The following is a 22,512-nucleotide window of genomic DNA, read 5'->3' as shown; positions in this document are numbered from 1 at the left end:
GGACACAGAGTTCGCAACACACGAAGGGCGTATGTATGGCAAGGGATCTGACTCAACTCGAACTACTGACGGAGTTGGAGCCGGTTGCCGAGGAGAACGTCAACCGCCACCTGTCACTGGCCAAGGAATGGCACCCGCACGACTACGTGCCGTGGGACGAGGGCCGCAACTTCGCCGCCATGGGCGGCATCGACTGGGACCCCTCGCAGTCGAAACTGAGTGAACTGGCCAAGGCGGCCATGATCACCAACCTGCTCACCGAGGACAATCTGCCCTCCTACCACCGCGAGATCGCCGAGAACTTCTCCCAGGACGGCGCCTGGGGCACCTGGGTCGGTCGCTGGACCGCCGAGGAGAACCGGCACGGCATCGTCATGCGCGACTACCTCGTCGTCACCCGCGGCGTGGATCCGGTCGCCCTCGAACAGGCGCGCATGATCCACATGACCAACGGATTCGCTTCTCCCACCGACGAACTCGAGGCCGGCTTCCTGCACTCGGTCGCCTACGTCACCTTCCAGGAGCTGGCCACCCGCGTCAGCCACCGCAACACCGGCAAGGTCTGCGACGACCCCATCGCCGACCGCATGCTGCAGCGCATCGCCGCCGACGAGAACCTGCACATGATCTTCTACCGGAACATGTGCGGCGCGGCCCTGGACCTCTCACCCGACCAGGCGCTGGACGCCATCACCCTCATTCTGGAGAACTTCCAGATGCCGGGCGCGGGCATGCCCAACTTCCGGCGCAATGGCGTGCTCATGGCCAAGCACGGCATCTACGACCTACGCCAGCACCTGGAAGAGGTCGTCAACCCGGTGCTCAAGAAGTGGAAGATCTTCGAGCGCGACGACTTCACCGCCCGCGGTGAGGAGACCCGCGAGCGCCTGGGCAATTTCCTCGAGAAGCTGTCCAAGGACGTCGTGAAGTTCGAGGAACAGCGCGACCGCATGCTGGCCCGCGAGGCCGCCAAGCGCGAAAAAGAGCTCGCCAACGCGTAGCACCCACCCCCGGGACCCGCAGGGGGCTTCGCCCCCGAACCCCCAGGAACCTGGCGGCCCCCGTGACCATCGGTCACGGGGGCCGCTCTCCATGGTGACCGGGTGCACAAACCCGGGGATGTGGTCCGGGCCACTGGTTGCCGGATGAGAGACTTGACCTCGTGACCGTGTCGCTCGAAGCCCCGAAGACCGCGCTGCGGATCGGCCCCTACCAGGTCGATCCGCCGGTTGTGCTGGCTCCGATGGCGGGCATCACCAATGTGGCCTTCCGGACGCTGTGCCGGGAATTCGGCAGCGCCACTTCGCTGTACGTGTGCGAGATGATCACCGCGCGCGCCGTGGTGGAGCGCAATGAGAAGACGCTGCACATGATGTCGTTCGGGCCCGACGAGAGCCCGCGGTCCATGCAGCTGTACGGGGTCGATCCGAAGACGCTGGGCGAGGCCGTGCGGATCGTCGTCGGCGAGGGCTGGGCCGACCACATCGACATGAATCTCGGCTGCCCGGTCAAGAAGGTGACGCGACTCGGCGGCGGGTCCGCGCTGCCGTACAAGCGGCGGTTGTTCGCGAACATCGTGCAGGAGATGGTGAAGGCCGCCGGGGATGTCCCGGTCACCTTCAAATTCCGCATCGGCATCGACGACGACCACCACACCTACCTCGACACCGGGCGCATCGCCGAGGCCGAGGGCGCGGCCGGAGTCGCGCTGCACGCCCGTACCGCCGCCCAGCTGTACTCGGGCCAGGCCGACTGGAGTCACATCGCGCGGCTCAAGGAAGCCGTCACCACCATTCCGGTGCTCGGCAACGGCGATATCTTCACCGCCCAGGACGGGCTGCGCATGATGGCCGAAACCGGTTGCGACGGAGTCGTCGTCGGACGCGGCTGCCTCGGCCGGCCGTGGCTGTTCGCGGAACTGTCCGCCGCACTGCGCGGCGAACCCATTCCCGAGGGACCCACCCTGGGCCGCGTCGGCGAAATCCTCATCCGGCATGCCGCACTGCTCGTCGAGCACGACGGCGAGGACAAAGCCATGCGCGATATTCGCAAGCACATGGCCTGGTACTACATGGGCTTCCCGATCGGTTCGGAACTGCGGCGAAAATTCGCCACCGTCTCCAGCCTGACCGAAATCGAAGACCTTGTCGGGCAACTCGATCCGAGCATTCCGTTCCCCGTGGACGAGGCCACCGGACCGCGCGGCAGACAGGGATCGCCGCAGGTCAAGGTGGCTCTGCCGGACGGCTGGCTGGACGATCCGGAAGACGACACCGTGCCCGCGGCGGCCGACGTCATGCACAGCGGCGGATAACCGCTGCGACCGAATCGAATTCGACCCGACCGCACATTTGTTCGAATAAACGAGCGTGCGCGTCGCGAGTTCGACATCGAGATGCAATCCACAAATCGGCTTCCGCTCACCCGCTGAAGTCCCAGTTCGGATCAGAATCTTCAGGGCGGGCGCGCGAACCGATTTCGGTTCGAGTGGTCCATCGTGGCGGAATCGTTATCATGGCGGTCGGCATCGAATAGCAAAGTGAGGTTCGTTGGTGGGTGACGATCGGTACGGGCGTACGCCACGGCCCGGAGGTCTCGCCCCGTGGGAGCGCTACCCCGCGGACGACGAAACTCAATCCCGCACGGGCCGGCGCAGCCGCCACACGGACAGCGCCGCCCCCGGCTCGGCCCCGATCTCGGTGCAGGACTTGGTCGAACGCGTCGACAGCGAACGCAAGACCCGCCGCCGGCGCCGCGCCGACGACCACGACGAGGCCACCGCGGCCCCCGACGACTACGAGGCCACCGGCTCCGGCCGCACCCACCGCCCCGCCCCCGGCAACTCCGCCGGCTGGCCGGAAACCGGCGCCCGTCGCGCGGCACCCCCGGAACAGCCCGCCGCCAACGGTTCTCGCCGCGCCCCCAACGGCGACGCGGTGCACACCACCGGCTCGCGACGCACCGTCCCCGCGGACCCGGTGCACACCACGGGATCCCGCCGCACCGTCCCCGCCGACCCGGTGCACACCACGGGTTCGCGGCGCACCGTCCCGGCCGACCCGGCCGCCGTCAACGGTGCGCGGCGCACGCCCGCGCCGGAACCGGCCGCCACCAACGGTTCTCAGCATCCGGCGGCCCCGGCCGATCCGGTCACCGAGGAACTACCCGTGGTCGCCCCCGAGGCCCCGCGCGAACGCGCCAAGGCTCCGGCGCCGGCGCCGGTGTCCTCGCCCGCCGACTATCCGACCACCGCGCTGCCCGCCGCCGTCGGCGCAAAGCCGTTGTCCCGCTTGGCCGCCGGACGCAAGCGCCGCAACAAGCGCATGAAGCTCGCCGCACGCAGCAGCGCCATCGTCTTCTCGGTGATCGCCATCCTGATCACCGGCGGCGGCTGGAGCTACCTGAAGGCCAAGGACAACAACTTCAACAACATCAGCGCGCTGCAGCAGGACTCCCCCGACATCGTCGACGCCGACGCCCAGTACGGCGACGAGAACTTCCTCATCATCGGCACCGACACCCGCGCGGGCGTGAACTCCAGCCTCGGCGCGGGCACCACCGAGGACGCCGAGGGCGCGCGCGCCGACACCGTCATGCTGGTCAACATCCCCAAGAGCCGCGACCGCGTGGTGGCCGTGTCCTTCCCGCGCGACCTCGACGTCACCCGGCCCGTCTGCGAAGGCTGGGACAACGACAAGGGCAAGTACACCGGCGAGAGCTTCTCGTCGGCCCCCGGCGACAAACTCAATGCCGTCTACGCGCTCGGCGGGCCCAAATGCCTGACCAATGTCATCCAGCGCATGTCCGGCCTCAAGATCAACCACTTCGTCGGCATCGACTTCGCCGGTTTCGAGACCATGGTCGACACCATCGGCGGCGTCGAGGTGTGCAGCGCCAAACCGCTCGTCGACGACACCCTCGGCACCATCCTCACCAACCCGGGCAAGCAGATGGTCAGCGGCGCGACCGCCCTCGACTACGTGCGCGCCCGCCACGTCGTCGGCGAGGAACGCAGCGACTACGACCGCATCAACCGGCAGCAGCGCTTCCTGTCCTCACTGCTGCGCAGCGCGCTCTCCAGCCGGGTGCTGTTCGACCCGGGCAAGCTCAACGGCTTCATCGACGCCTTCACCAAGCACACCTTCATGGACAACGTGAACGTGAAGGACCTGCTCATGCTCGGCCAGTCGCTGAAGAAGGTGGACGCCGGCGCCATCACCTTCCTGACCGTGCCCACCGCGGGAACCACGTCCTACGGCAACGAGATTCCGCGCGAATCCGATATCAAGGCCATCTTCCGCGCCATCATCGACGACCAGCCGCTGCCCGGCGAGAAGAAGCAGGACGACCCCGAAGAGACCACCAGCGCCGCGCCGACCAGCAAACCCAAACTGCTGGCCGTCGACCCGAGCACGGTGTCGCTGCAGGTCTCCAATGGTTCCGGCATTGGCGGCGTGGCCTCCACCACCGCGACCAAGCTCTCCAATCAGGGCTTCCAGATCTACAGCACCGGCAACTACGCCGAAGGCACCTCCACCAAGACCAAGGTCCGCTACTCCGCCGGACAGGAAGCCGCGGCGGCCACCGTCGCCAGCGCCATCCCGGGCTCGACCCTGGAGGCCACCAGCGGCATGGGCAGCATCGTGGAGGTGGTGATCGGCAGCGACTTCGCCGGAACGATCAAGGCGCCCACGGCTTTCGGTTCGACCCTGCCCGACGCGCCGACCGACTCGGTCAGTGCGGCGCCGGTCACACTGCCCTCCGACCTGGAACACGTGAACGCCGCCGACGACACCTGCAAGTAGGCGCTGCGGAGCAGCCGGGACATACCAGCACTCAGGTTTTACCTGCCGTTGGTGACTTGGTCAGCAGCTACTACTAATGTCTTGACTCATGCGTGTCATCTACAACGAACAAATGGCCGAGCTCGCCGACCTGCTCGGTGGCATGGCCGGGCTCGCCGGGTCGGCGATGGAGCGGGCAACCAACTCGCTGCTGAACGCCGACCTCGAGCTCGCGGAGCAGGTGATCACCGAGTACGACCGGATCGCGGAAATGATCCAGCTCGCCGAGGAGAAGGCGTTCGCACTGCTGGCGCTGCAGGCCCCGGTCGCCGGCGATCTGCGGCAGGTGGTCAGCGCCATCCAGATCGTGTCCGACGTGAACCGGATGGGTGTGCTGGCCCTGCACGTCGCCAAGATGACCCGCCGCCGCTTCCCGGCGCACGCCGTCCCGGAGGCCGTCAACAGCTACTTCGCCGAGATGGGCCGCATCGCGGTCAAGATGGGCGCGGCCGCCAAGGAGGTCCTGGAGACCCGGGATCCCGAGCGCGCCGCCAAGCTCAATGACGACGACGAGGCGATGGACGACCTGCGCAAGCATCTGTTCACGCTCATCATGGACCGGGACTGGCAGCACGGCGTGCCGTCGGCCGTCGACGTGGCGCTGCTGGGCCGCTACTACGAGCGGTTCGCCGATCACGCGGTGGAGATCGGCCGCCGCGTCGTCTTCCTCGTCACCGGCGTGCTGCCCCCGGACCCGGACTCCGAGAAAGAGTCCATCTGACTCTCCAGAAGCCCGTCAGGGGTTTCACCCCTGAAACCCCAAGAGCCGCATGGGACCTCGCCCCATAGCCCCTTGGACGCATTCGGCCCCCGCACTCGGTGCGGGGGCCGAATCCTTTTCATGTCCGTGGGCCGGCTCAGTCCTTGTCGCGCCAGGACAGCAGGATGGAACGGTTGCGTTCGGGCTTCCAGGGCAGGCTCACGGCCACGACGAGCGCCGCCACCAGCAAAGTGCCCACCGCCACATGGGAAGCCGCCTGAGCGCCCTCCATGGCCGCGACCTTCATGGCGTAAATGAGGTCCGTCTTCGCCTGCGCCAGCAGCGGATTCACCGGCGCCTTCACGATCTCCAGCACGCTGATCGGCGTATTGCTCGCCAATTCCTTCTGCTGGTCGTTCATGATCTGGTTCGGAATCCCCGCGATGCGGCCGCTGACCCGATCGGCGTAGATCGAGGTCATGATGGAGCCCAGCAGTGCCACGCCGAGCGCGCCGCCGACCTCGCGGGTGGTGTCGTTGACCGCCGAGCCCGCACCCGCCTCCTCCAAAGGCACTGAGCCCATGATGGATTCGGTCGCCGGACCCTGCACGACCGCGAAGCCGAAACCCATGAGCACCATGGAGATCACGACCGGGCCGAGGTAGGGCGTCTCGACCGTGGTCTGCCCCGCGATGTACATGGCCACCGCCAGGATGAGCATGCCGGACACGATCATCACCGTCGTCCCCACCCGCTGCGCCAGCAGCGTCGCCAGCGGTGCGCCGACACCCACCGCCACCGCGAAAGGCAATGAGTGGATGCCGAATTGGAGCGGGGTCAGCTCCTTCACGCCCTGGAAGTACTGGGTGATGAGGAACAGGAATCCGAAGGCGCAGAAGTACGACACGGTGATTGCCAGGGCGGGCACCGCGAATCGGCGGATGCGGAACAGATTCATGTTCAGCACAGGCGTTTTCACGCGCAGTTCCCACGCCACGAAGGCCGCCAGCAGGACCGCCGACAGCAGGTAGCCGATCAGGCTCTGGGTGGCCAGCCAGCCGTGCTTGGGCGCTTCGATGATCGACCACACCAGTGTGGTGATGCCCGCCAGCGACAGCACGATGCCGACCCGGTCCAGCCGATCCACATGCTCCGCACGGGATTCCGGCGTGGTGGCCAGCACCGCCGCGATGGCGACGAGCGCCACCGGAACATTGATCCAGAACACCGAATGCCACGAGAAGTACTGCAGCAGCCAGCCGCCGACGGTCGGCCCGACGGCGATCGCGATGCCGGCCATGGCGGTCCACAGCGCGATGGCGGCGGCCCGCTCCCGCGCCTCGGTGAAGATGTTCGTCAGCAGGGCGAGGGTGGCCGGGAAGACCACGGCGGCGAACACGCCCATGCCCGCCCGTGCCGCGATGACCTGACCGAGTCCGGAGGACAGCGCCCCCGCCAGCGACATGACCGCCACGCCGGCCAGGCCGATGATCATGAATTTGCGCCGCCCGTACCGGTCCCCGAGGTGGCCCATGGCCAGCAGGAGTCCGGAGAACGCCAGGGTGAAGGCGTCGACGATCCACTGCAGGCCGCTCATATCGGCCTGCAGCTGCACCGCCATGGATGGCAGCGCCACGTTCACGAGCGTGTTGTCCAGCACTACAAGCAGTTCCGCGAGGCAGATGGCAATCAGCGCGGCGATCCGCCCCTGCTTGCTCAAGCCCGCCACGGTTCGTCCGGAACTCCGGCTCGCCATTGACACCGTCATCCGACACCTCCCAACTAGACCGATCGGTTTACCGACTCAGGCTAACTGTGACCGCAGGTTGCAGACAATCCTCCCCTGGTAGGAAAGCGCTATGACGCGGGACACACCAAATCGTCCCCGGCCACCCGGGCCGGGGACGATCGGACACCTGCTCAGCGAGTGTGCAGCGCCCGGAAAACCCGGTAGAGCTCCGCCTTGTCCTCGAACCCGATACCCGGACTCGAACCCAGCCGCAGATGACTGTTCACGATCACGGCGGCATCCGCGAACCCGCCGGTCGGCTGGAACTCGCCCGGATAGGACTCGTTCCCGCCCAGCCGCAACGCCGCCGCGATATGCAGCGCGAACTGATGCCCGCCGTGCGGTATGCACCGCCGCGAGGACCAGCCGTGCTGCCGCAGCATGTCCTGAATGCGGAGGTACTCCACCAGCCCGTAGCCCAGCACCGGATCGAACTGCAGGTAATCGCGATCCGGCCGCATACCGCCATAGCGGATCAGATTGCGCGCGTCCTGCATGGAGAAGAGGTTCTCCCCGGTCGCCAGCGGACCCGGATAGCGTTCGGACAGGGTCGCGTGCAGCGCGAAATCGAGTGGATCGCCCGGCTCCTCGTACCAGAAGAGACCGTAGGGCTCGAGCGCGCGACCGTACTCCAGCGCGGTGTCGAGATCGAAGCGGCCGTTGGCGTCCACGGCCAGCCGCGCACCCTCACCGCCCAGCACCTCCAGCACGGCCTCCACCCGCTTGATGTCATCGGCCAGGCTCGCCCCGCCGATCTTCATCTTCACCACGTCGTAGCCCTGTTCCAGAAAGCCCCTCATCTCGTCCTGGAGTTGGCCGAGGCCCTTGCCCGGCGCGTAGTAACCGCCTGCGGCATAGACGAATACGTCATCGTCGGGCGCACCCAGGCCGTAGTGCCGCACCAGCCACCGGTACAGCGGCAGTCCGGCCAGCTTGGCCGCCAGATCGTGCAGCGCCATGTCGATCACGCCCACCGCGACCGAACGCTCGCCGTGGCCGCCCGGTTTCTCGTTGCGCGTCATGACCTTCCACGCCTTCGCGGGATCGATCACCGAGCCGTCCGCGGACACCAGGTCCTCCGGCGCGGCATGGATCAATCGCGGAATCACCCTGCGGCGCAGGATTTCCCCGGCGCTGTAGCGGCCGTTGGAACTGAAGCCGTAACCGACCACCGGCTCTCCGTCCCGGATCACATCACTGACCACCGCGACGATCGAGCAGTCCATGGCGCTGAAGTCGATGAAGGCATTGCTCATGGACGAGCTGATCGGCACGGTGCCTTCATGAATGGCGACGATACGAGGCATTTCTATACTCCTTGAACGGTTTTCGGGCGGAAACCGAGCGCGGGCGCGGCCGCCTCCGGATCCAGCCCACCCGGCTCCCAGCGCGCCACCACCACGGTGGCCACCGCATTGCCGAGCACATTGGTCAAAGCCCTGATGAGCGAGAGGAATCGATCCACCGACAGCACCAGCGCCAGCCCCGCCACCGGAACCAGCGCGGTCGCGGCGACCGTATTGGCGAGCGTGATGAACGCCGAACCGCTGATCCCCGCCGTGCCCTTGGACAACAGCAGGAAGACCAGGAACAGCCCGAACTGATCGGCGAAGGTCAGCGGAATCCCGTACACCTGCCCGATGAACACCACGCAGATCGGGATCACCACCGCGACACCGTCGAGATTGAACGAGAACCCGGTCGGCACAACCAGACCCACCACACTGCGGCGGCAGCCGGCCTCCTCCATCCGCTCCATCAACTGCGGCAGCACGGCCTCCGACGAGGAGGTGCCGACCACCACCATCAGCTCCCGGCGCAAGGTGCGGATCAGGCGGAACAGCGAGAACCCGGCCAGCCGGCACACCAGCCCCAGCCCGAGGAAGACGAACACCGCCAGCGCGAGCGCGGACACGGCGACCAGCTTCATCAGGGCCGTGAGCGTCGCCGGACCGTACTTGCCGACCGTGGACGCCACCGCGCCGAAGGTGCCGATCGGCGCCAGCAGCATGATCATGCCGATCATCCGGAACAGGATCTGCGCCAACCGGGTACACCCGTCCACGATCGGATCCCGCACCGCCGCGGGCATTTTCACCACGGCGATGGCGAACAGCACCGCGAAGATCAGCACCTGCAGGATATGGCCGGACGCGAAGGCGTTCACCGCGTTGTCCGGCACCATGCCGATCAGGAATTCCCCGAACGACGTGTGCGCGCCGCCTTTCACATAACTGGACACGTCATCGGAGGCATCCTGCGGTGGCGCCACCCCGGAGCCCGGCTGGAACAGATTGACCGCCAGCAGCCCGAGCAGCATGCCCGCGGTGGTGACGATCTCGAAATAGATCAGCGCGCGGGCCGCGATCCGGCCGACCGCCTTCATCCCGCCGGCCGTGACGATGCCCGTGACGATCACCAGGAACACGATCGGCGCGATCAGCATCTGGATCAGCGCGATGAACGCGGTGGCGATCGGCTTGGTGCCGGCCGCCGCCTCCGGAGCGACAATGCCGAAGACGGCCGCGGCCACGGCCGCCACCAGCACCTGGAAGCTGGTGTTGGTGACCACCCGGCGCCAGCGCGGCGGGCGGGCCGCGGATTCCGGCGCGGTGTCGAGCGCGGTACTGCTCATCCGACTCACCGCCCGGATTCACTCGGCCGCGACGAGCGTCGAGCGCAGCGCGGCCCGGTCCACGGTCAGGCCGAGACCGGGGCGATCCGGCACGGTGATCACACCGTGCACCGGCTTGGGCGCGTCGGGGAACAGCAGTTCCCCCACCTGCACCATGCCCACATGCCACTCCAGGATCCAGCCGTTCATCATTCCGGCCAGGGTGTGCAGGTTGAACAGCGGCCAGCCGCCGCCGTGCGCCAGCGGCAGGTTGTAGATCTGCGCCAGATGGGCGGCCTTGCGGGCCTCGGTGAAGCCGCCGCAGTAACAGACATTCGGCTGCAGGATGTCGACGGCCTGCCGCTCCACCAGTTCACGCAACCGCCAGCGGTGGCCCTCCATCTGGCCGGCGGCGAGCGGAATTCTGGTGTGCGCGCGCAGATCCGCGAGTGCGCGAGCGTCGTTCTGATGCAGGGGTTCCTCGAACCAGGTGAGGTTCGCGTCCTCCACCGCGCGGCACAGCTGCGCGGCCTCGGTCGGGGTGTACAGGTAGTTGGCGTCGATCATCAGGTCGATGTCCGGGCCGATCGCGTCGCGGACGGCGTGGATGCGCGCGGCGTCCTCACGCCAGCCGCCGGGGTCGACCGCGACGACCATCTTCAGCGCCGTGAAGCCCTGCGCCACCTGCAGTCTCGCGGCCTCGGCCAGGGTTTCCCGGTCGTATTGCGGAAAGCCGAAGGTGACATAGGTCGGCACGTCGGTGCGCGCGCCGCCGAGCAGGCTCGCCACCGACCGGCCCGCGGCCTTGCCCGCGATATCCCAGAGCGCGATGTCCAGCAGCGACAGCGCGCTGGACACCACACCGGTCATGGTGCGCGGATTCAGTGTGCGCCAGACCTTCTGGTGGATCGCCTCGGTCTCGCGCGGGTCCATGTCCACCACGACGGGCAGGAAGTGTTCCTGGAGCGCGACCACCACCGCGCGGGCCAGGAAGTGCCCGGTGAGTGCCACCCCGGTGTGCCCCTCGTCGGTCTCGACCTCGCAGAAGACGAACTCCTTCTGCTCCTCGCGGCCGTAGCCGCTGACCCGGTCCCGTAGCAGCGGCACCTCGATCGAGGTGGTGTGCACGCCGGCCCGGATGTCCTTGATCTTCATTCCGTCCTCCTTCGTTTCGCCTGGACGGTGCACAGAGTCTGCGCGCGAGAATCGTCAACTGTCAACGATTTGCAATTGACAATTCGACATGCCAGAATGCCGCACAGATCTGTCGGCGGAGCGAGCGAGCGGAGGCCATGGCCGAGCACACCGATGCACTGAGCGCCCTACAGCAGCAGGTCGCCGACCGGCGATCCACCTCGCTGCTGCAACTCATCGCCAGGCAACTCGAGCAGATGATCATCAACGGCGCCCTGCGCGGCGGCGACCGGATCAACGAATCCGCGCTCGCCCTGCAACTGGGCACCAGCCGCGGCCCGGTCCGGGAAGCGCTACGGCAGCTCGAACACAGCCGGCTCGTCGAATTCCGCACCAACAGAGGCATGTTCGTGCGCGAGATCTCCGTCGAGGAAGCCGCCCAGCTCTACGACGTCCGCGCCGCCCTGTTCGGCCTGGCGGGCCGCCTCGCCGCCGAACGCGCCACCCCCGAAGACGTGGAAGCATTGCGCGCCAAGGTTTCCCGGCTCGCGGACGCCGTCCCCGCCGTCGACGACTACTACCCCGGCAATGTCGACCTGCACCGCGATCTCGTTGCCCTGTCCGGCAATCCGCGCCTGATCGACCTCTACGACGACGTCTCCAAGGAACTGCACCTGTTCCGCCGCCACGGCCTCGAAACCGAGAACGCCAGACACACATCCAACTGCCAGCACGCCGAGATCCTGGACCGCCTGGCCGAAGGCGACGCCGACGAAGCCGGACGCCTCATGGAGGCCCACATCCGATCCGGCAAGCAGCGCATGCTCGCCGCCGTCCACGACTAGCCCACCGGCACGAAAAAGGCCCCGGTCCTGAAGGACCGGGGCCAGGAGCCTTGCGCAGCCGGCTTAACCGAAACGACCCGAGATGTAATCCTCGGTGGCCTTCTGCGACGGGTTGGAGAAGATCTTCTCGGTCTCGTCGATCTCGATGAGACGGCCGGGCTTGCCCTGGGCCTCGAGGTTGAAGAACGCCGTCTGGTCACTGACCCGCGCGGCCTGCTGCATGTTGTGCGTGACGATGACGATGGTGAACTCCTTCTTCAGCTCGGAGATCAGATCCTCGATCGCGAGCGTGGAGATGGGGTCCAGCGCCGAACACGGCTCGTCCATGAGCAGCACGTCCGGCGACACCGCGATGGCGCGGGCGATGCACAGACGCTGCTGCTGACCGCCGGACAGACCGCCGCCGGGCTTGTCGAGCCGGTCCTTGACCTCGTTCCACAGGTTGGCCCCGCGCAGCGAGCGCTCGGCCACCTCGTCCAGCTCGGACTTGTTGCGCACGCCCTGCAGCTTCAGCCCCGCCACCACATTGTCGCGAATCGACATGGTGGGGAACGGGTTCGGACGCTGGAACACCATGCCGATGGTGCGGCGCACGCCGACCGGATCGACCTGCGCGCCGTAGATGTCCTCGCCGTCGAGCAGCACCGCGCCCTCGACGCGGGCCTCCGGAGTCACCTCGTGCATGCGGTTGAGCGAGCGCAGCACGGTGGACTTACCGCAGCCGGAAGGACCGATGAACGCGGTCACGCTGCGCGGCAGCACGGTCAGCGCCACATCGGCCACGGCGTGGAACTTGCCGTAGTAGATGTTGAGATCTTTGATGTCGATCCGCTTGGCCATGAGTCTTTTCCGTTCGCTCTATCGGTTCCGCGTGAGGAACTTGTTGACCGCGGCCGCCGCGGCGTACAGCAGCGCGATGAGAAGGATGAGGGTCAGCGCCGCACCCCAGACGCGCAGTCGGCCGGCGGCCTCCGGGTTGGCCAGCTCCTGGTACATCAGCAGCGGCAGCGAGGCCATATTGCCGTCGAAGACATTGAAGTTGATCGACTTCGAGTAGCCGACCAGCACCAGCACCGGCGCGGTCTCACCCATGACGCGGGCGATGGACAGCAGGATGCCGGAGATCATGCCCGGCGCGGCGGTCGGAACCACAATGCGCAGAATGGTTTTCCACTTGGGAATGCCGAGCGCGTAGGAAGCCTCCCGCAATTCGTCCGGGACCAGCTTGAGCATCTCCTCGGTGCTGCGCACCACCACCGGCAGCATGAGCAGCACCAGGGCCAGCGACACCGCGAACGCGCTCTGCGGGAAACCCAGGGTGGCGATCCACAGCGCGAAGATGAACAGCGCCGCGACGATCGACGGCACGCCGGCCAGGATGTCCACCATGAAGGTGGTGGTCTTGGCCAGCCAGCCGCGCCCGTATTCGACCAGGTAGACCGCGGCCATGATGCCCAGCGGCACCGCGATGACCGCGGCCACCGCGGACTGCACGATGGTGCCGTAGATTGCGTGGTAGACGCCGCCCGCGGTCTGGTCGGGCAGCACGCCCTTCTGCGACTTGGTCCACCAGTTGGCGGAAAGGATTGCCTCGCCGCCCTTTTCGACCACGGTGTAGAGCACCCACAGCAGCGGGACCAGCGCGACCGCGAAGCACACCCACACCACGACGGTGGCGAGATTGTTCTTCAGCCGGCGAGCCGGGCTGACGTGCCGGAAGGTGGGGGCCTTGATCGGCTTGTCGAGTGTGGCGGTCATCCGTTCACCTTCCCGCCGGCGACCAGCCGGGCCAGTGCGTTGACCACGAAGGTCAGAGCGAACAGCACGAAGCCGGCGGCGATGTACGCGCCGGTCGGCAGCTTCGAGCTGAATTCCGCTGCCGCGGCAGCGATCTTGGAGGCGAAGGTGTAGCCGCCGTCGAACAGCGACCAGTGCCCGGCCTGCGCGGAGGTGCGCAGCACGATGAGCACCGCGATGGTCTCACCGAGCGCGCGGCCCAGGCCCAGCATGGAGCCCGCGATCACGCCGGAGCGGCCGTACGGCAGCACCGTCATGCGCACGACCTCCCACTTGGTGGCGCCGAGGGCCTGCGCGGCCTCGATGTGCGCGCGCGGGGTGAGGCCGAAGACCTCACGGCTCACCGAGGTGATGATGGGCAGGATCATGACCGCCAGCACCACGCCGGCGGTGAAGATGGTGCCGCCGCCGGAGATCGACACATTGCCGTCGGCGAACAGGAAGAACCAGCCGAGCTTCTCGTTCAGGAAGCGTTGGAACGGTTCGATTTCCGGGGCGAGCACCAGGAAGCCCCACATACCGAACACGATCGAGGGCACCGCCGCCAGCAGGTCGACCAGCATGGAGAACGGTCGCGCCAGCGCCTTGGGCGCGTACTGCGTCAGGAACAGCGCGATTCCCACACCGATCGGCACCGCGATCGCCAGGGCGAGCAGCGAGCTCAGCACCGTGACCATGAACAGGTCCTTGATGCCGAACCGCAGGTGGTTGGCATCGGAGGTGTTGAATTCGGTGCTGGTGAAGAAGTTCGCCTCATTGGCCGCCACCGACGGCACCGCCCGCACCAGCAGGAACAGTGCGATGAGGGCGATGGCGGCGACGATGATCGCACCGGCGGCCGTGGCCGCCGAGCGGAAGATGAACTCCGCACCGAACTTGTTCTGGCCGCGGCCGGAGGTGGCCTTCCCCTTGGGCTGGGGGGCGGCCGGCTGCTTGCTGAGATCGGTCGGCATGAGCGCAGTATCCCCCGGCGGCAGGGCACGGCTCCCCGCCGGGCCGGTCGAAACGGACCGACCCGTCGGGGTTGTTTGATCGTGCACGGTCATGGTGTTTTTCGATCAGTCGATCAGGAGATGGCGTTGACGGCCGTGGTCAGCTTGGTCTTGAACTGGTCCGGGATCGGCACGTAGCCGGCATCCGCCAGACCGCTCTGGCCATTGCCGAGCGCGGAGACGAGGAACGCCTTGACGGCCTTCGCGGTGTCGGCGTCCTTGTACTTGGAGCAGACGATCTCGTAGGTCGGCATGACGATCGGGTACGCGCCACCGGTGGTCGGCTTGTAGATCGAGGACAGGTCGAGCACGAGGTCGTTGCCCTGGCCGGAGATCTTCACGCCGTCGATGGCCTTGCCCGCGGTCTCCGCGGTCAGCTCGACCGGCTTCGGGTCGTTGGAGGTCGACGCGGTCAGGATGCGGGCAATGGACAGGCCCTGCGCCTTCGCGAACGACCACTCGTTGTAGGTGATGGCGAACTTGGTGTTCTTCACCGCGGCCGAGGTGCCCTCATTGCCCTTGGCGCCCTCACCGACACCGCCGTTGAAGGTCTTGCCGGACTCCTGGGTCCACGCGCCCTCGGAGGCGGCGGTCAGGTACTTCTGGAAGTTGTCGGTGGTGCCCGACTCGTCCGAGCGGAAGATCACGGCGATCTTCTCCGACGGCAGGGCGGCCTTCTGGTTGAGTGCCTTGATGGCCACGTCGTCCCAGGTGGTGATCTGGCCGTTGAAGATCTTGGCCATGGTCGGGCCGTCCAGCACCAGGTCGGTGACGCCCGGGATGTTGTAGGTCACCGCGACCGGTCCGAAGACGGTCGGCAGGTTCCACGCCGGCGCGCCGCAGCGGGCCTCGGCGTCGGCGACCTCGTTCTTCTTGGCGCTCAGCGGCGAGTCGGAGCCCGCGAAATCGGTCTGGCCGCCGAGGAATTCCTTCACGCCGGCGCCGGAGCCCGACGAGGTGTAGTCGAGTTTGAAGCCGTCGCAGTTGGCCTCGTAGGCGGCGACGAAGCGATCCATCGCGTTCTTCTGCGCGGACGAGCCGCTGGCCTTGAGCGCGGTCTTGCCGCCGCAGGCGACGTCGATCTTGCTCGCGTTGCCGGTCTCGGTGGTGTTGTCGTCACTGCCACACGCCGTGAGCGTCATGGCACCGGCCGCGATCAGCGCACCGAACACGGTGGTGCTGCGCTTGAGATTCACCTATTCCTCCGGGAATCACGGTTTGCACGCCCGACCCCTCAACGGTCGGACGGGCGTATCGGTGGCGGCCGTTCGCTGCGAACTAGCACACCGGGCAGCTCGGTACCGCCCACAAGCAACGTAAGGGCGCTCGGTTGACAGTTGGACCAGGGCAGGTGAACGGGAGATGAACAACCCGCCCCGATTACGCTGCACCATATGTGACGTTTGCCTCACAGTAGCTCGCACCACTCCCGGGGCCCTCAGGGGCTTCGCCCCCGAACCCCCGAAGGAGTCCGGAACCCTCCGGTGAGGAACGCTAAGGCGACAGCGCGTAGGCGACATCCACGTGGAAGCGCTCGAAACCGAGCTTGGTGTAAGTGTGCACGGCGGCGGTGTTGTCGGCCTCGGTGTAGAGGAGGACCGAGCCGAGGCCGCGATCGCGCAGATAGTGCAGACCGGCGAGGGTGAGCAGGCGGCCGAGGCCGCGGCCCTGCGCCGAGGGATCGACGCCGACGACGTAAACCTCACCGAGGTGCGGGTTTTCGTCGTAGTGGATCTTGGTCCAGTGGAATCCGAGGAGCTTGTCCGGCTCGGCGGGATCGAACGCCAGGAACAGACCCTTCGGGTCGAACCAGGATTCATTGCGCCGAGCCTCGATATCGCGTGCGGTCCACGCGCCCTGCTCCGGATGCCAGGAGAAGGCTTCGCCGTTGACCCGCAGGATCTCGGCATCGTCGGAAGGCCCGGCGTAGGTTCGCAATTCGAGCCCCTCGGGCACCGCCAATTCCGGTAGCTCGGAGTTAGCGAGATCGCGGCGCATCTGCCAGAGTTCGCGCGCCACGGACAGCTTCAACCGTTCGGCGACCGCCCGCGCGGGCGGCAGATCACCGTGCGCCCAGACCCGCGCCCCACGCCCGCCGGCCTCCAGCGCGGCCCGCACCAGGCTCGCGCCCAGACCCCGCCCGCGCGCCGCCGGATCCACCACGATCTCGGCCATGGCCGGATGCCCGCCGTGCGAGGGCACGAGATTCACGTATCCGGCCACGCCGGAGCCGTTTTCGGACGCCACCACGTGATGCCACGCCTCGGACTCCGCGCCCAGCGACAGCACCGCCTGCTCGGATATCGGGGCCACCCCGTCGACCGCGGTCGCCCGCTCGATCACCGACCGTGTCTGCGCCGCGACCGCGTCCGGCACCCGCCGGTCCCAGCCGAGCTCCCGCAGCCGCATACCCGGCTGCCGCTCCGAAATCATCTAGAAAGTGCCGTTCGCCGTGGTCAATTCACTGTCGCCGGTGTCGTCCGCATCAGGGAAGGTGACCGCGTCGCCCTTGCCGGACGTCCGGGCCGGCCGCACCGCCTTGTACCCGACATTACGCACCGTTCCGATGAGCGACTCGTACTCGCTGCCGAGTTTCGCGCGCAGCCGCCGCACGTGCACGTCCACGGTGCGGGTGCCGCCGAAGAAGTCGTAACCCCACACCTCCTGCAGCAGCTGGGCGCGGGTGAACACCCGGCCGGCATGCTGCGCGAGGTATTTCAGCAGTTCGAATTCCTTGTAGGTGAGGTCGAGCGGGCGGCCGCGCAGGCGCGCGGTGTAGGTGCCCTCGTCGATGACCAGCTCACCCAGGGTGATCTTGCCGGTGTTCTCCGGGCTGGCGACGCCACCGTTGCGGGCCACCAGCAGCCGCAGCCGGGCATCGAGTTCGGCGGGTCCGGTGCCGGGCAGCAGAATGTCGTCCAGTCCCCAGTCCGCATTGACGGCGACCAGGCCGCCCTCGGTGAGCACCGCGACCACGGGCACCGACGATCCGGTGCTGCCCAGCAAACGACACAGGCCGCGCGCGGCGGCCAGATCGGTGCGGGCGTCGACGAGCGCCACATCGGCGGATCCCGCCTCCAGCAGCGACGCCACCTCGGTGGGAGCGGGCCGCACGTGGTGCGGCAGCAGCGCCAGTGACGGCAGCACCGACTCAGGATTGGGGTCGGAGGTCAGCAGGAGCAGCTCCATGGGGGGCCCTCCATCCCATCTCTGGCATGTGTGTGGCTACCGCATTGTCTGCCACACCCGCATGCAAGTCATCACAGGTAATTCGGGTCATACATTAGCGCGTACTTGGACCAGACCACGCAATGCGGGCGACGCATCACAGCCCCGCTAACGAAACATCACACCGAATACCGAAACGGCGTGAGCTCGCCGATCGTCGTGCGGGCGCGCGGCCCGATAGGGTTGGCCCCATGTATTTCCGGAGGCTGATCATCGGGCTGCTCTGCCTGGCAGGGCTGGCCGTCGTGCTCGACTTCGGTGTCGCCGCGTATTCGGAGTACCGGGTATCGCGACTGCTGCGCCAGGGTTCGGGTCTCGGCTCCGATCCCGAGGTCACCTTCCGCGAATCGATTCTGCATCCGTTCGTGTCGCAGGCCCTCGACGGGGAATTCGAGAACGTGAAGATCCGGACCCGCACCCCGCGCACCGATGTGCAGGGCTCGATCTATTCCGAGGCCGACCTGCGCGGCGTGCGGCTGCCCATGCGCGATCTGGTGGACGGCGTGGCGAATCGGGTGCCGGTGGACGAGGTGAACGCGACCATGCGCTTCGAATCGGTCGATCTGGGCCGGCTGTTCAAGATCCCGGATCTGCAGGTGCTCGGTCCGTCCACCGATAAGTCCGACGGCTCGGGCGGTTCGGGCGGGTCCGGCATCACCAGCACCCAGTTGAAGCCCGGCCTGATCCGGCTGGCGGGCACCATCTCGCTGTACCCCGATTCCGACGACAGCGCGGTCTCGCTCAGCACCGTGCCGACGACCAGCAAGAGCAAGCAGGTGGTGAGCGTGCTCGCCGAACTGCGCCTGGACGGCGATCAGGTGCACATCATCGCCACCGACATCTATCGCGGATCGGACTCCTCGCCGGCGGCGGTGGTGCCGGAGGCGGAGAAGCCCGCGGTGGTGCCCGAGTCGGAGAAGGCCGCGGTGCTCGCGCGTTTCACCCGCACCATCGACGTGCGCGATCTGCCCTTCGGCATCATGCCCACCAAGGTGCAGGCGCTCGGCGGAGTGATCATCGTGGAGGGCACCGCCGAGAACGTGGTCCTCGATCTGGATCGGCTACAGCAGCCATGATCGCGCTCGGCGTGCTGGCCGCGGCGGTCGCGGGAGCGATCGGCGTGGGAATCCTGGTGCGCCGCAACGAAGGTCGCGTGCGCAGCACACAGGTGAGCGAGACCGCTCCCGAAAAAGCCGATGCCCGTGCGCAATTGCTGGCCGCCGCCGGAGTGGTTCCGGGCCGGCCCACCGTGCTGCACTTCTCCGCCGACTGGTGCGGCCCGTGCGCGGCCGTGCGCCGAGTCGTTTCGAGTGTGGTGGCCGAACTCGCGGACGCGCCCCGCCCGCCGCTGGATCTCGAGATCGACATCGACGCGGACCCGGCGCTGGCGCGCGAACTGAACGTGCTGTCGCTGCCGACCACCTTCGTCCTCGATGCCCGGGGACGGGAGCGGTTCCGAATTTCCGGAGTGCCCAAGGCCGCGGATCTGCGCACGTCACTGGGCGAATTGACCGGCTCCGAGGCGGTCGAGTGACCAGCATTACGGACCCCGGGTCCAATTTCCCCGAATTTTTGGGTAAACTCCCTCTCGTGCAAACCAACCGCGAGCTGATGCTCACCCGACGCCGCACGGTAGACCTGTGCCGCCTCGGTGGTTGTTGCTGCCTGTGCCGCTAGCCGGTCGGCCTTTACACGTCCCTTCCTGACGCGCCGACCGGATTCGTCCGCCGTACGAGAGATCGTCCAGATCCTCCGGCGATCTGGCCAATAATCCTTCAGCGCAGGAGCATTCCCATGTCGAACCCGAACACTCCCGGTAGTACACAAAATTCCACCGCCCCCACCGGACAGGTGGATGTGCGCGGCCCGCGGTTCGCCGCCTGGATCACCACCGCCGCCTTGGCGCTCGTATTGATCATCGCTACGTTTTCCGTCCCGGCCGCCACCGTGCTGCTGGCCCTGCAGGCCGCCGTGTTCGCACTCGGCGCCGCCTACGGCCCGCGCCGCAGCCCCTACGGCCGGCTCTACGCGACCTATGTCGCGCCCAAGATCGGTCCCGCCCCCGCGGTGGAACCTGTTGCGCCGCTGCGGTTCGCGCAGTTGGTCGGCCTGGTGTTCGCCGTGATCGGCGTACTGGGTTATGCCGCAGGCAATTCGGTGATCGGTGCGATCTTCACCGGTTTCGCGTTGTTCGCGGCCTTCCTCAACGCCGCCTTCGGCATCTGCCTGGGCTGCAAGATCTATCCGCTCGTCTCGCGGTTCCGCACCGCGCCGACCAACCCCCATCCCACCGCCTGACACCGGCACCCGCCACCTCGAAAGGAACACAATGGCTCGCTCCGATGTCCTGGTCTCCGCAGACTGGGTCGAAGAGAACCTGAACACCCCGGGCGTCGTCCTCGTCGAGGTCGACGAAGACACCTCGGCCTACGACCTGGGCCACATCGAGGGCGCCGTGCGCCTCGACTGGAAGAAGGACCTGCAGGACCAGGTTCGCCGCGACTTCGTCAACCGTGAGCAGTTCTCCGATCTGCTGTCGGCCCGCGGCATCGGCAACGACGACACCGTCGTGCTGTACGGCGGCAACAACAACTGGTTCGCGGCCTACGCCTACTGGTACTTCAAGCTCTACGGCCACCAGGACGTGAAGCTGCTCGACGGTGGCCGCAAGAAGTGGGAGCTGGACGGCCGCCCGCTGGTCAAGGACGTCAAGGTGCGCCCGGCCACCGCGTACAAGGCCTCCGAGCAGGACCTGTCCATCCGCGCCTTCCGCGATGACGCCATCGCCGCCATCGGCAACAAGAACCTGGTCGACGTGCGTTCGCCCGACGAGTTCTCCGGCAAGATCCTGGCCCCGGCCCACCTGCCGCAGGAGCAGTCGCAGCGTCCAGGCCACATCCCGGGCGCCATCAACGTGCCGTGGTCCAAGGCCGCGAACGAGGACGGCACCTTCAAGAGCGACGCCGAGCTGGCGCAGCTGTACAAGGACGCGGGCCTGGACGGCGAGAAGGAGACCATCGCCTACTGCCGCATCGGCGAGCGTTCCTCGCACACCTGGTTCGTGCTGCAGGAGCTGCTGGGCCACAAGAACGTCAAGAACTACGACGGGAGCTGGACCGAGTACGGCTCCCTCGTCGGTGCACCGATCGAGTTGGGAGCGTAATCAATATGTGTGCAGCACCTACCCAGGGTCAGGCCATCCCGGCCAATGTCGACGTCGAGAAGGAAACGGTCATCACCGGCCGCGTCCTGACTGCTGACGGCCAGACCGTCGGTGGCGCATTCGTGCGTCTGCTCGACGGCAACGGCGACTTCACCGCCGAGGTTGTCGCCTCCGGCACCGGTGACTTCCGCTTCTTCGCGGCGCCGGGCAACTGGACCATCCGCGCGCTGTCGGCGTCCGGCAACGGTTCGGCCGAGGTCGCGCCCGAGGGCGCCGGCATCCACTCGGTCGACGTGACCGTCGCCAAGTAAGAGGGAGATTCCGACTCTTCGGATTCTCAGGGGCTTCGCCCCCGAACCCCCGAACCTCTGGGGGATGAAACACACAGAACGGCCCCGGGATTCATTTTCCCCGGGGTCGTTTTCATGTCTGCGGGCGTCGCGGATTAGACTCGCGAGCGTGGTGCAATTCTTCGAGATTCTGCTGGTCCTCGTCTCGGTGCTGATTGCCTGGTTCGCCGGGTACGTCGCCTACCGCCTGTTCACCGAGTCGTGACCGAGCCGGCGAGCGAGAACATTCAAAACGGGGAAGACAGCACTGCGGTACGCCGCAGTGGCGACCAGGCGGTCTCCGAAGCTGTCGAGCGCGCCAAGAACACCGGCGTGCGCAATATCCCCTCGCTCGACGGCCTACCGCTTCCCGAGGACACCGCCAACCTCCGGCTCGGCCCCGACCTGAGCTCCTCCATGCTCGCCCTGCTGCCGCTGGTGGGCGTGTGGCGCGGCGAGGGCGAGGGCAATGACGCGGAGACCGGCGACTACCGCTTCGGGCAGCAGATCATCGTCTCGCACGATGGCGGCGACTACCTGACGTGGGAATCCCGTTCCTGGAAGCTCGATTCCGACGGCAAGTACGCCGGACCGGATCTGCGCGAGAGCGGCTTCTGGCGGGTCGGCATCGACGGTGACGACGAGGTGCTGGAGCTGCTGCTCACCCACTCGTCCGGCATCGTGGAGCTGTTCTACGGTCAGGCGCTCACCCAGTCGTCCTGGGAGCTGGCCACCGACGTGGTGATCCGTTCGCAGTCCGGAGTCGTCGTGGGCGGCGCCAAGCGGCTGTACGGCATCGTCGAGGGCGGCGATCTCGGCTACGTGGAAGAGCGCATCGCGGCGGATGGGGCCCTGGAGCCTCGGCTCTCGGCGCGACTGCAGCGCTACATCGGCTGACTGCTTTCCCAGAACAAGGAACGACCCCCGAGCCTGGTATCGCGGATGCAACTCACGCGATCCTGATCGGACAGATCAGGGACTCGGGGGCCGGGTGACTGCCTTGGATTCGCTAGGCGCTCGCGCTAACGAGAATCCGTTCTGCAGCGGTAGCGCCTAGCTGGCAGCCACCTCACGCGT

The 22,512-nt window shown here is 67.1% G+C and carries 21 protein-coding genes; 11 read left to right on the top strand and 10 right to left on the bottom strand.

The window, feature by feature from the left end:
* The first annotated feature begins 35 nt into the window (after positions 1–35).
* The 4 genes from H0264_RS04615 to phoU all read left to right on the top strand — a co-directional run bounded on the left by H0264_RS04615 (position 36) and on the right by phoU (position 5,565).
* Complete coding sequence (locus H0264_RS04615) at positions 36–1,001, top strand: acyl-ACP desaturase (protein WP_181582811.1); 966 nt, start codon at positions 36–38, stop codon at positions 999–1,001.
* Positions 1,002–1,168: 167 nt separating this feature from the next.
* Positions 1,169–2,314 carry a tRNA dihydrouridine synthase DusB gene (dusB, locus tag H0264_RS04610; protein ID WP_220140017.1) on the top strand — a complete coding sequence of 382 codons (1,146 nt, stop codon included), beginning with the start codon at positions 1,169–1,171 and terminating at the stop codon, positions 2,312–2,314.
* A 238-nt stretch (positions 2,315–2,552) separates the two neighbouring features.
* Entirely contained in the window at positions 2,553–4,805 is a 2,253-nt protein-coding gene (locus H0264_RS04605; protein ID WP_244976100.1) for an LCP family protein, read from the top strand.
* An 88-nt stretch (positions 4,806–4,893) separates the two neighbouring features.
* The gene (phoU, locus tag H0264_RS04600; protein ID WP_181582809.1) at positions 4,894–5,565 is read left to right on the top strand and encodes a phosphate signaling complex protein PhoU; all 672 of its coding nucleotides are present in this window, start codon (positions 4,894–4,896) and stop codon (positions 5,563–5,565) included.
* 136 nt (positions 5,566–5,701) lie between these two features.
* Here the strand turns inward: phoU and H0264_RS04595 are convergent, their stop codons facing one another.
* The 4 genes from H0264_RS04595 to H0264_RS04580 all read right to left on the bottom strand — a co-directional run bounded on the left by H0264_RS04595 (position 5,702) and on the right by H0264_RS04580 (position 11,102).
* Positions 5,702–7,300: an MFS transporter gene (locus tag H0264_RS04595; protein WP_181585294.1), complete on the bottom strand. Its 1,599-nt coding sequence runs from the start codon at positions 7,298–7,300 to the stop codon at positions 5,702–5,704.
* A gap of 164 nt (positions 7,301–7,464) precedes the next feature.
* Positions 7,465–8,640, bottom strand: a complete 1,176-nt coding sequence (locus H0264_RS04590; protein ID WP_181582808.1) for a mandelate racemase/muconate lactonizing enzyme family protein — start codon at positions 8,638–8,640, stop codon at positions 7,465–7,467.
* 2 nt (positions 8,641–8,642) lie between these two features.
* Positions 8,643–9,968, bottom strand: a complete 1,326-nt coding sequence (locus H0264_RS04585; protein ID WP_181582807.1) for a cation:dicarboxylate symporter family transporter — start codon at positions 9,966–9,968, stop codon at positions 8,643–8,645.
* Positions 9,969–9,986: 18 nt separating this feature from the next.
* A complete protein-coding gene (locus tag H0264_RS04580; RefSeq protein WP_181582806.1) occupies positions 9,987–11,102 on the bottom strand; it encodes a mandelate racemase/muconate lactonizing enzyme family protein in 1,116 nt (371 codons plus the stop codon).
* A 137-nt stretch (positions 11,103–11,239) separates the two neighbouring features.
* Here H0264_RS04580 and H0264_RS04575 point away from each other — a divergent pair, with 137 nt between their 5' ends.
* Complete coding sequence (locus H0264_RS04575; RefSeq protein WP_181582805.1) at positions 11,240–11,926, top strand: GntR family transcriptional regulator; 687 nt, start codon at positions 11,240–11,242, stop codon at positions 11,924–11,926.
* A 63-nt stretch (positions 11,927–11,989) separates the two neighbouring features.
* Here the strand turns inward: H0264_RS04575 and pstB are convergent, their stop codons facing one another.
* From pstB to H0264_RS04545, 6 genes are all read right to left on the bottom strand, one after another.
* The gene (gene pstB, locus H0264_RS04570) at positions 11,990–12,766 is read right to left on the bottom strand and encodes a phosphate ABC transporter ATP-binding protein PstB (RefSeq protein ID WP_181582804.1); all 777 of its coding nucleotides are present in this window, start codon (positions 12,764–12,766) and stop codon (positions 11,990–11,992) included.
* A gap of 18 nt (positions 12,767–12,784) precedes the next feature.
* The gene (pstA, locus tag H0264_RS04565; RefSeq protein ID WP_181582803.1) at positions 12,785–13,684 is read right to left on the bottom strand and encodes a phosphate ABC transporter permease PstA; all 900 of its coding nucleotides are present in this window, start codon (positions 13,682–13,684) and stop codon (positions 12,785–12,787) included.
* Positions 13,681–14,769, bottom strand: a complete 1,089-nt coding sequence (gene pstC / locus H0264_RS04560; protein WP_181582802.1) for a phosphate ABC transporter permease subunit PstC — start codon at positions 14,767–14,769, stop codon at positions 13,681–13,683. Before pstC ends, pstA begins: the two co-directional genes overlap by 4 nt.
* Before the next feature lie 20 nt (positions 14,770–14,789).
* Positions 14,790–15,911: a phosphate ABC transporter substrate-binding protein PstS gene (gene pstS, locus H0264_RS04555; RefSeq protein WP_231083987.1), complete on the bottom strand. Its 1,122-nt coding sequence runs from the start codon at positions 15,909–15,911 to the stop codon at positions 14,790–14,792.
* Between the two features lie 298 nt (positions 15,912–16,209).
* Positions 16,210–17,124 carry a mycothiol synthase gene (gene mshD / locus H0264_RS04550; protein ID WP_181585292.1) on the bottom strand — a complete coding sequence of 305 codons (915 nt, stop codon included), beginning with the start codon at positions 17,122–17,124 and terminating at the stop codon, positions 16,210–16,212.
* A gap of 24 nt (positions 17,125–17,148) precedes the next feature.
* Positions 17,149–17,904 carry a winged helix-turn-helix transcriptional regulator gene (locus H0264_RS04545; RefSeq protein ID WP_181582801.1) on the bottom strand — a complete coding sequence of 252 codons (756 nt, stop codon included), beginning with the start codon at positions 17,902–17,904 and terminating at the stop codon, positions 17,149–17,151.
* A gap of 230 nt (positions 17,905–18,134) precedes the next feature.
* Between H0264_RS04545 and H0264_RS04540 the strand changes: the two genes are divergently transcribed.
* From H0264_RS04540 to H0264_RS04515, 6 genes are all read left to right on the top strand, one after another.
* Positions 18,135–19,019, top strand: a complete 885-nt coding sequence (locus H0264_RS04540) for an LmeA family phospholipid-binding protein (RefSeq protein WP_181582800.1) — start codon at positions 18,135–18,137, stop codon at positions 19,017–19,019.
* A complete protein-coding gene (locus H0264_RS04535; protein ID WP_181582799.1) occupies positions 19,016–19,477 on the top strand; it encodes a TlpA family protein disulfide reductase in 462 nt (153 codons plus the stop codon). The genes H0264_RS04540 and H0264_RS04535 overlap by 4 nt, the downstream gene beginning before the upstream one ends.
* 260 nt (positions 19,478–19,737) lie before the next feature.
* Positions 19,738–20,241 (top strand): DUF4395 domain-containing protein, encoded by a 504-nt coding sequence (locus H0264_RS04530; RefSeq protein ID WP_181582798.1) that lies wholly within the window; start codon positions 19,738–19,740, stop codon positions 20,239–20,241.
* A gap of 31 nt (positions 20,242–20,272) precedes the next feature.
* The gene (locus H0264_RS04525) at positions 20,273–21,106 is read left to right on the top strand and encodes a sulfurtransferase (protein ID WP_181582797.1); all 834 of its coding nucleotides are present in this window, start codon (positions 20,273–20,275) and stop codon (positions 21,104–21,106) included.
* A 5-nt stretch (positions 21,107–21,111) separates the two neighbouring features.
* Complete coding sequence (locus H0264_RS04520; RefSeq protein WP_181582796.1) at positions 21,112–21,417, top strand: DUF1416 domain-containing protein; 306 nt, start codon at positions 21,112–21,114, stop codon at positions 21,415–21,417.
* Positions 21,418–21,657: 240 nt separating this feature from the next.
* Complete coding sequence (locus H0264_RS04515; RefSeq protein ID WP_181582795.1) at positions 21,658–22,332, top strand: heme-binding beta-barrel domain-containing protein; 675 nt, start codon at positions 21,658–21,660, stop codon at positions 22,330–22,332.
* Positions 22,333–22,512: the final 180 nt, after the last annotated feature.

It is taken from the genome of Nocardia huaxiensis (assembly GCF_013744875.1).
GTDB classification, from domain to species: domain Bacteria; phylum Actinomycetota; class Actinomycetes; order Mycobacteriales; family Mycobacteriaceae; genus Nocardia; species Nocardia huaxiensis.
The sequence above is the reverse complement of the archived record's forward strand: the minus strand, read 5'-3'. Positions and strand labels throughout refer to the sequence as shown.

Bases quoted from the DNA above. Each gene is read 5' to 3' on its own strand.
- H0264_RS04615 (WP_181582811.1), top strand. From the start codon at position 36: ATGGCAAGGGATCTGACTCAACTCGAACTACTGACGGAGTTGGAGCCG.
- phoU (WP_181582809.1), top strand. From the start codon at position 4,894: ATGCGTGTCATCTACAACGAACAAATGGCCGAGCTCGCCGACCTGCTC.
- H0264_RS04595 (WP_181585294.1), bottom strand. From the start codon at position 7,300: ATGGCGAGCCGGAGTTCCGGACGAACCGTGGCGGGCTTGAGCAAGCAG.
- H0264_RS04590 (WP_181582808.1), bottom strand. From the start codon at position 8,640: ATGCCTCGTATCGTCGCCATTCATGAAGGCACCGTGCCGATCAGCTCG.
- H0264_RS04585 (WP_181582807.1), bottom strand. From the start codon at position 9,968: ATGAGCAGTACCGCGCTCGACACCGCGCCGGAATCCGCGGCCCGCCCG.
- H0264_RS04580 (WP_181582806.1), bottom strand. From the start codon at position 11,102: ATGAAGATCAAGGACATCCGGGCCGGCGTGCACACCACCTCGATCGAG.
- H0264_RS04575 (WP_181582805.1), top strand. From the start codon at position 11,240: ATGGCCGAGCACACCGATGCACTGAGCGCCCTACAGCAGCAGGTCGCC.
- pstB (WP_181582804.1), bottom strand. From the start codon at position 12,766: ATGGCCAAGCGGATCGACATCAAAGATCTCAACATCTACTACGGCAAG.
- pstA (WP_181582803.1), bottom strand. From the start codon at position 13,684: ATGACCGCCACACTCGACAAGCCGATCAAGGCCCCCACCTTCCGGCAC.
- pstC (WP_181582802.1), bottom strand. From the start codon at position 14,769: ATGACCGTGCACGATCAAACAACCCCGACGGGTCGGTCCGTTTCGACC.
- mshD (WP_181585292.1), bottom strand. From the start codon at position 17,124: ATGCGGCTGCGGGAGCTCGGCTGGGACCGGCGGGTGCCGGACGCGGTC.
- H0264_RS04545 (WP_181582801.1), bottom strand. From the start codon at position 17,904: ATGGAGCTGCTCCTGCTGACCTCCGACCCCAATCCTGAGTCGGTGCTG.
- H0264_RS04540 (WP_181582800.1), top strand. From the start codon at position 18,135: ATGTATTTCCGGAGGCTGATCATCGGGCTGCTCTGCCTGGCAGGGCTG.
- H0264_RS04535 (WP_181582799.1), top strand. From the start codon at position 19,016: ATGATCGCGCTCGGCGTGCTGGCCGCGGCGGTCGCGGGAGCGATCGGC.
- H0264_RS04530 (WP_181582798.1), top strand. From the start codon at position 19,738: ATGTCGAACCCGAACACTCCCGGTAGTACACAAAATTCCACCGCCCCC.
- H0264_RS04525 (WP_181582797.1), top strand. From the start codon at position 20,273: ATGGCTCGCTCCGATGTCCTGGTCTCCGCAGACTGGGTCGAAGAGAAC.
- H0264_RS04520 (WP_181582796.1), top strand. From the start codon at position 21,112: ATGTGTGCAGCACCTACCCAGGGTCAGGCCATCCCGGCCAATGTCGAC.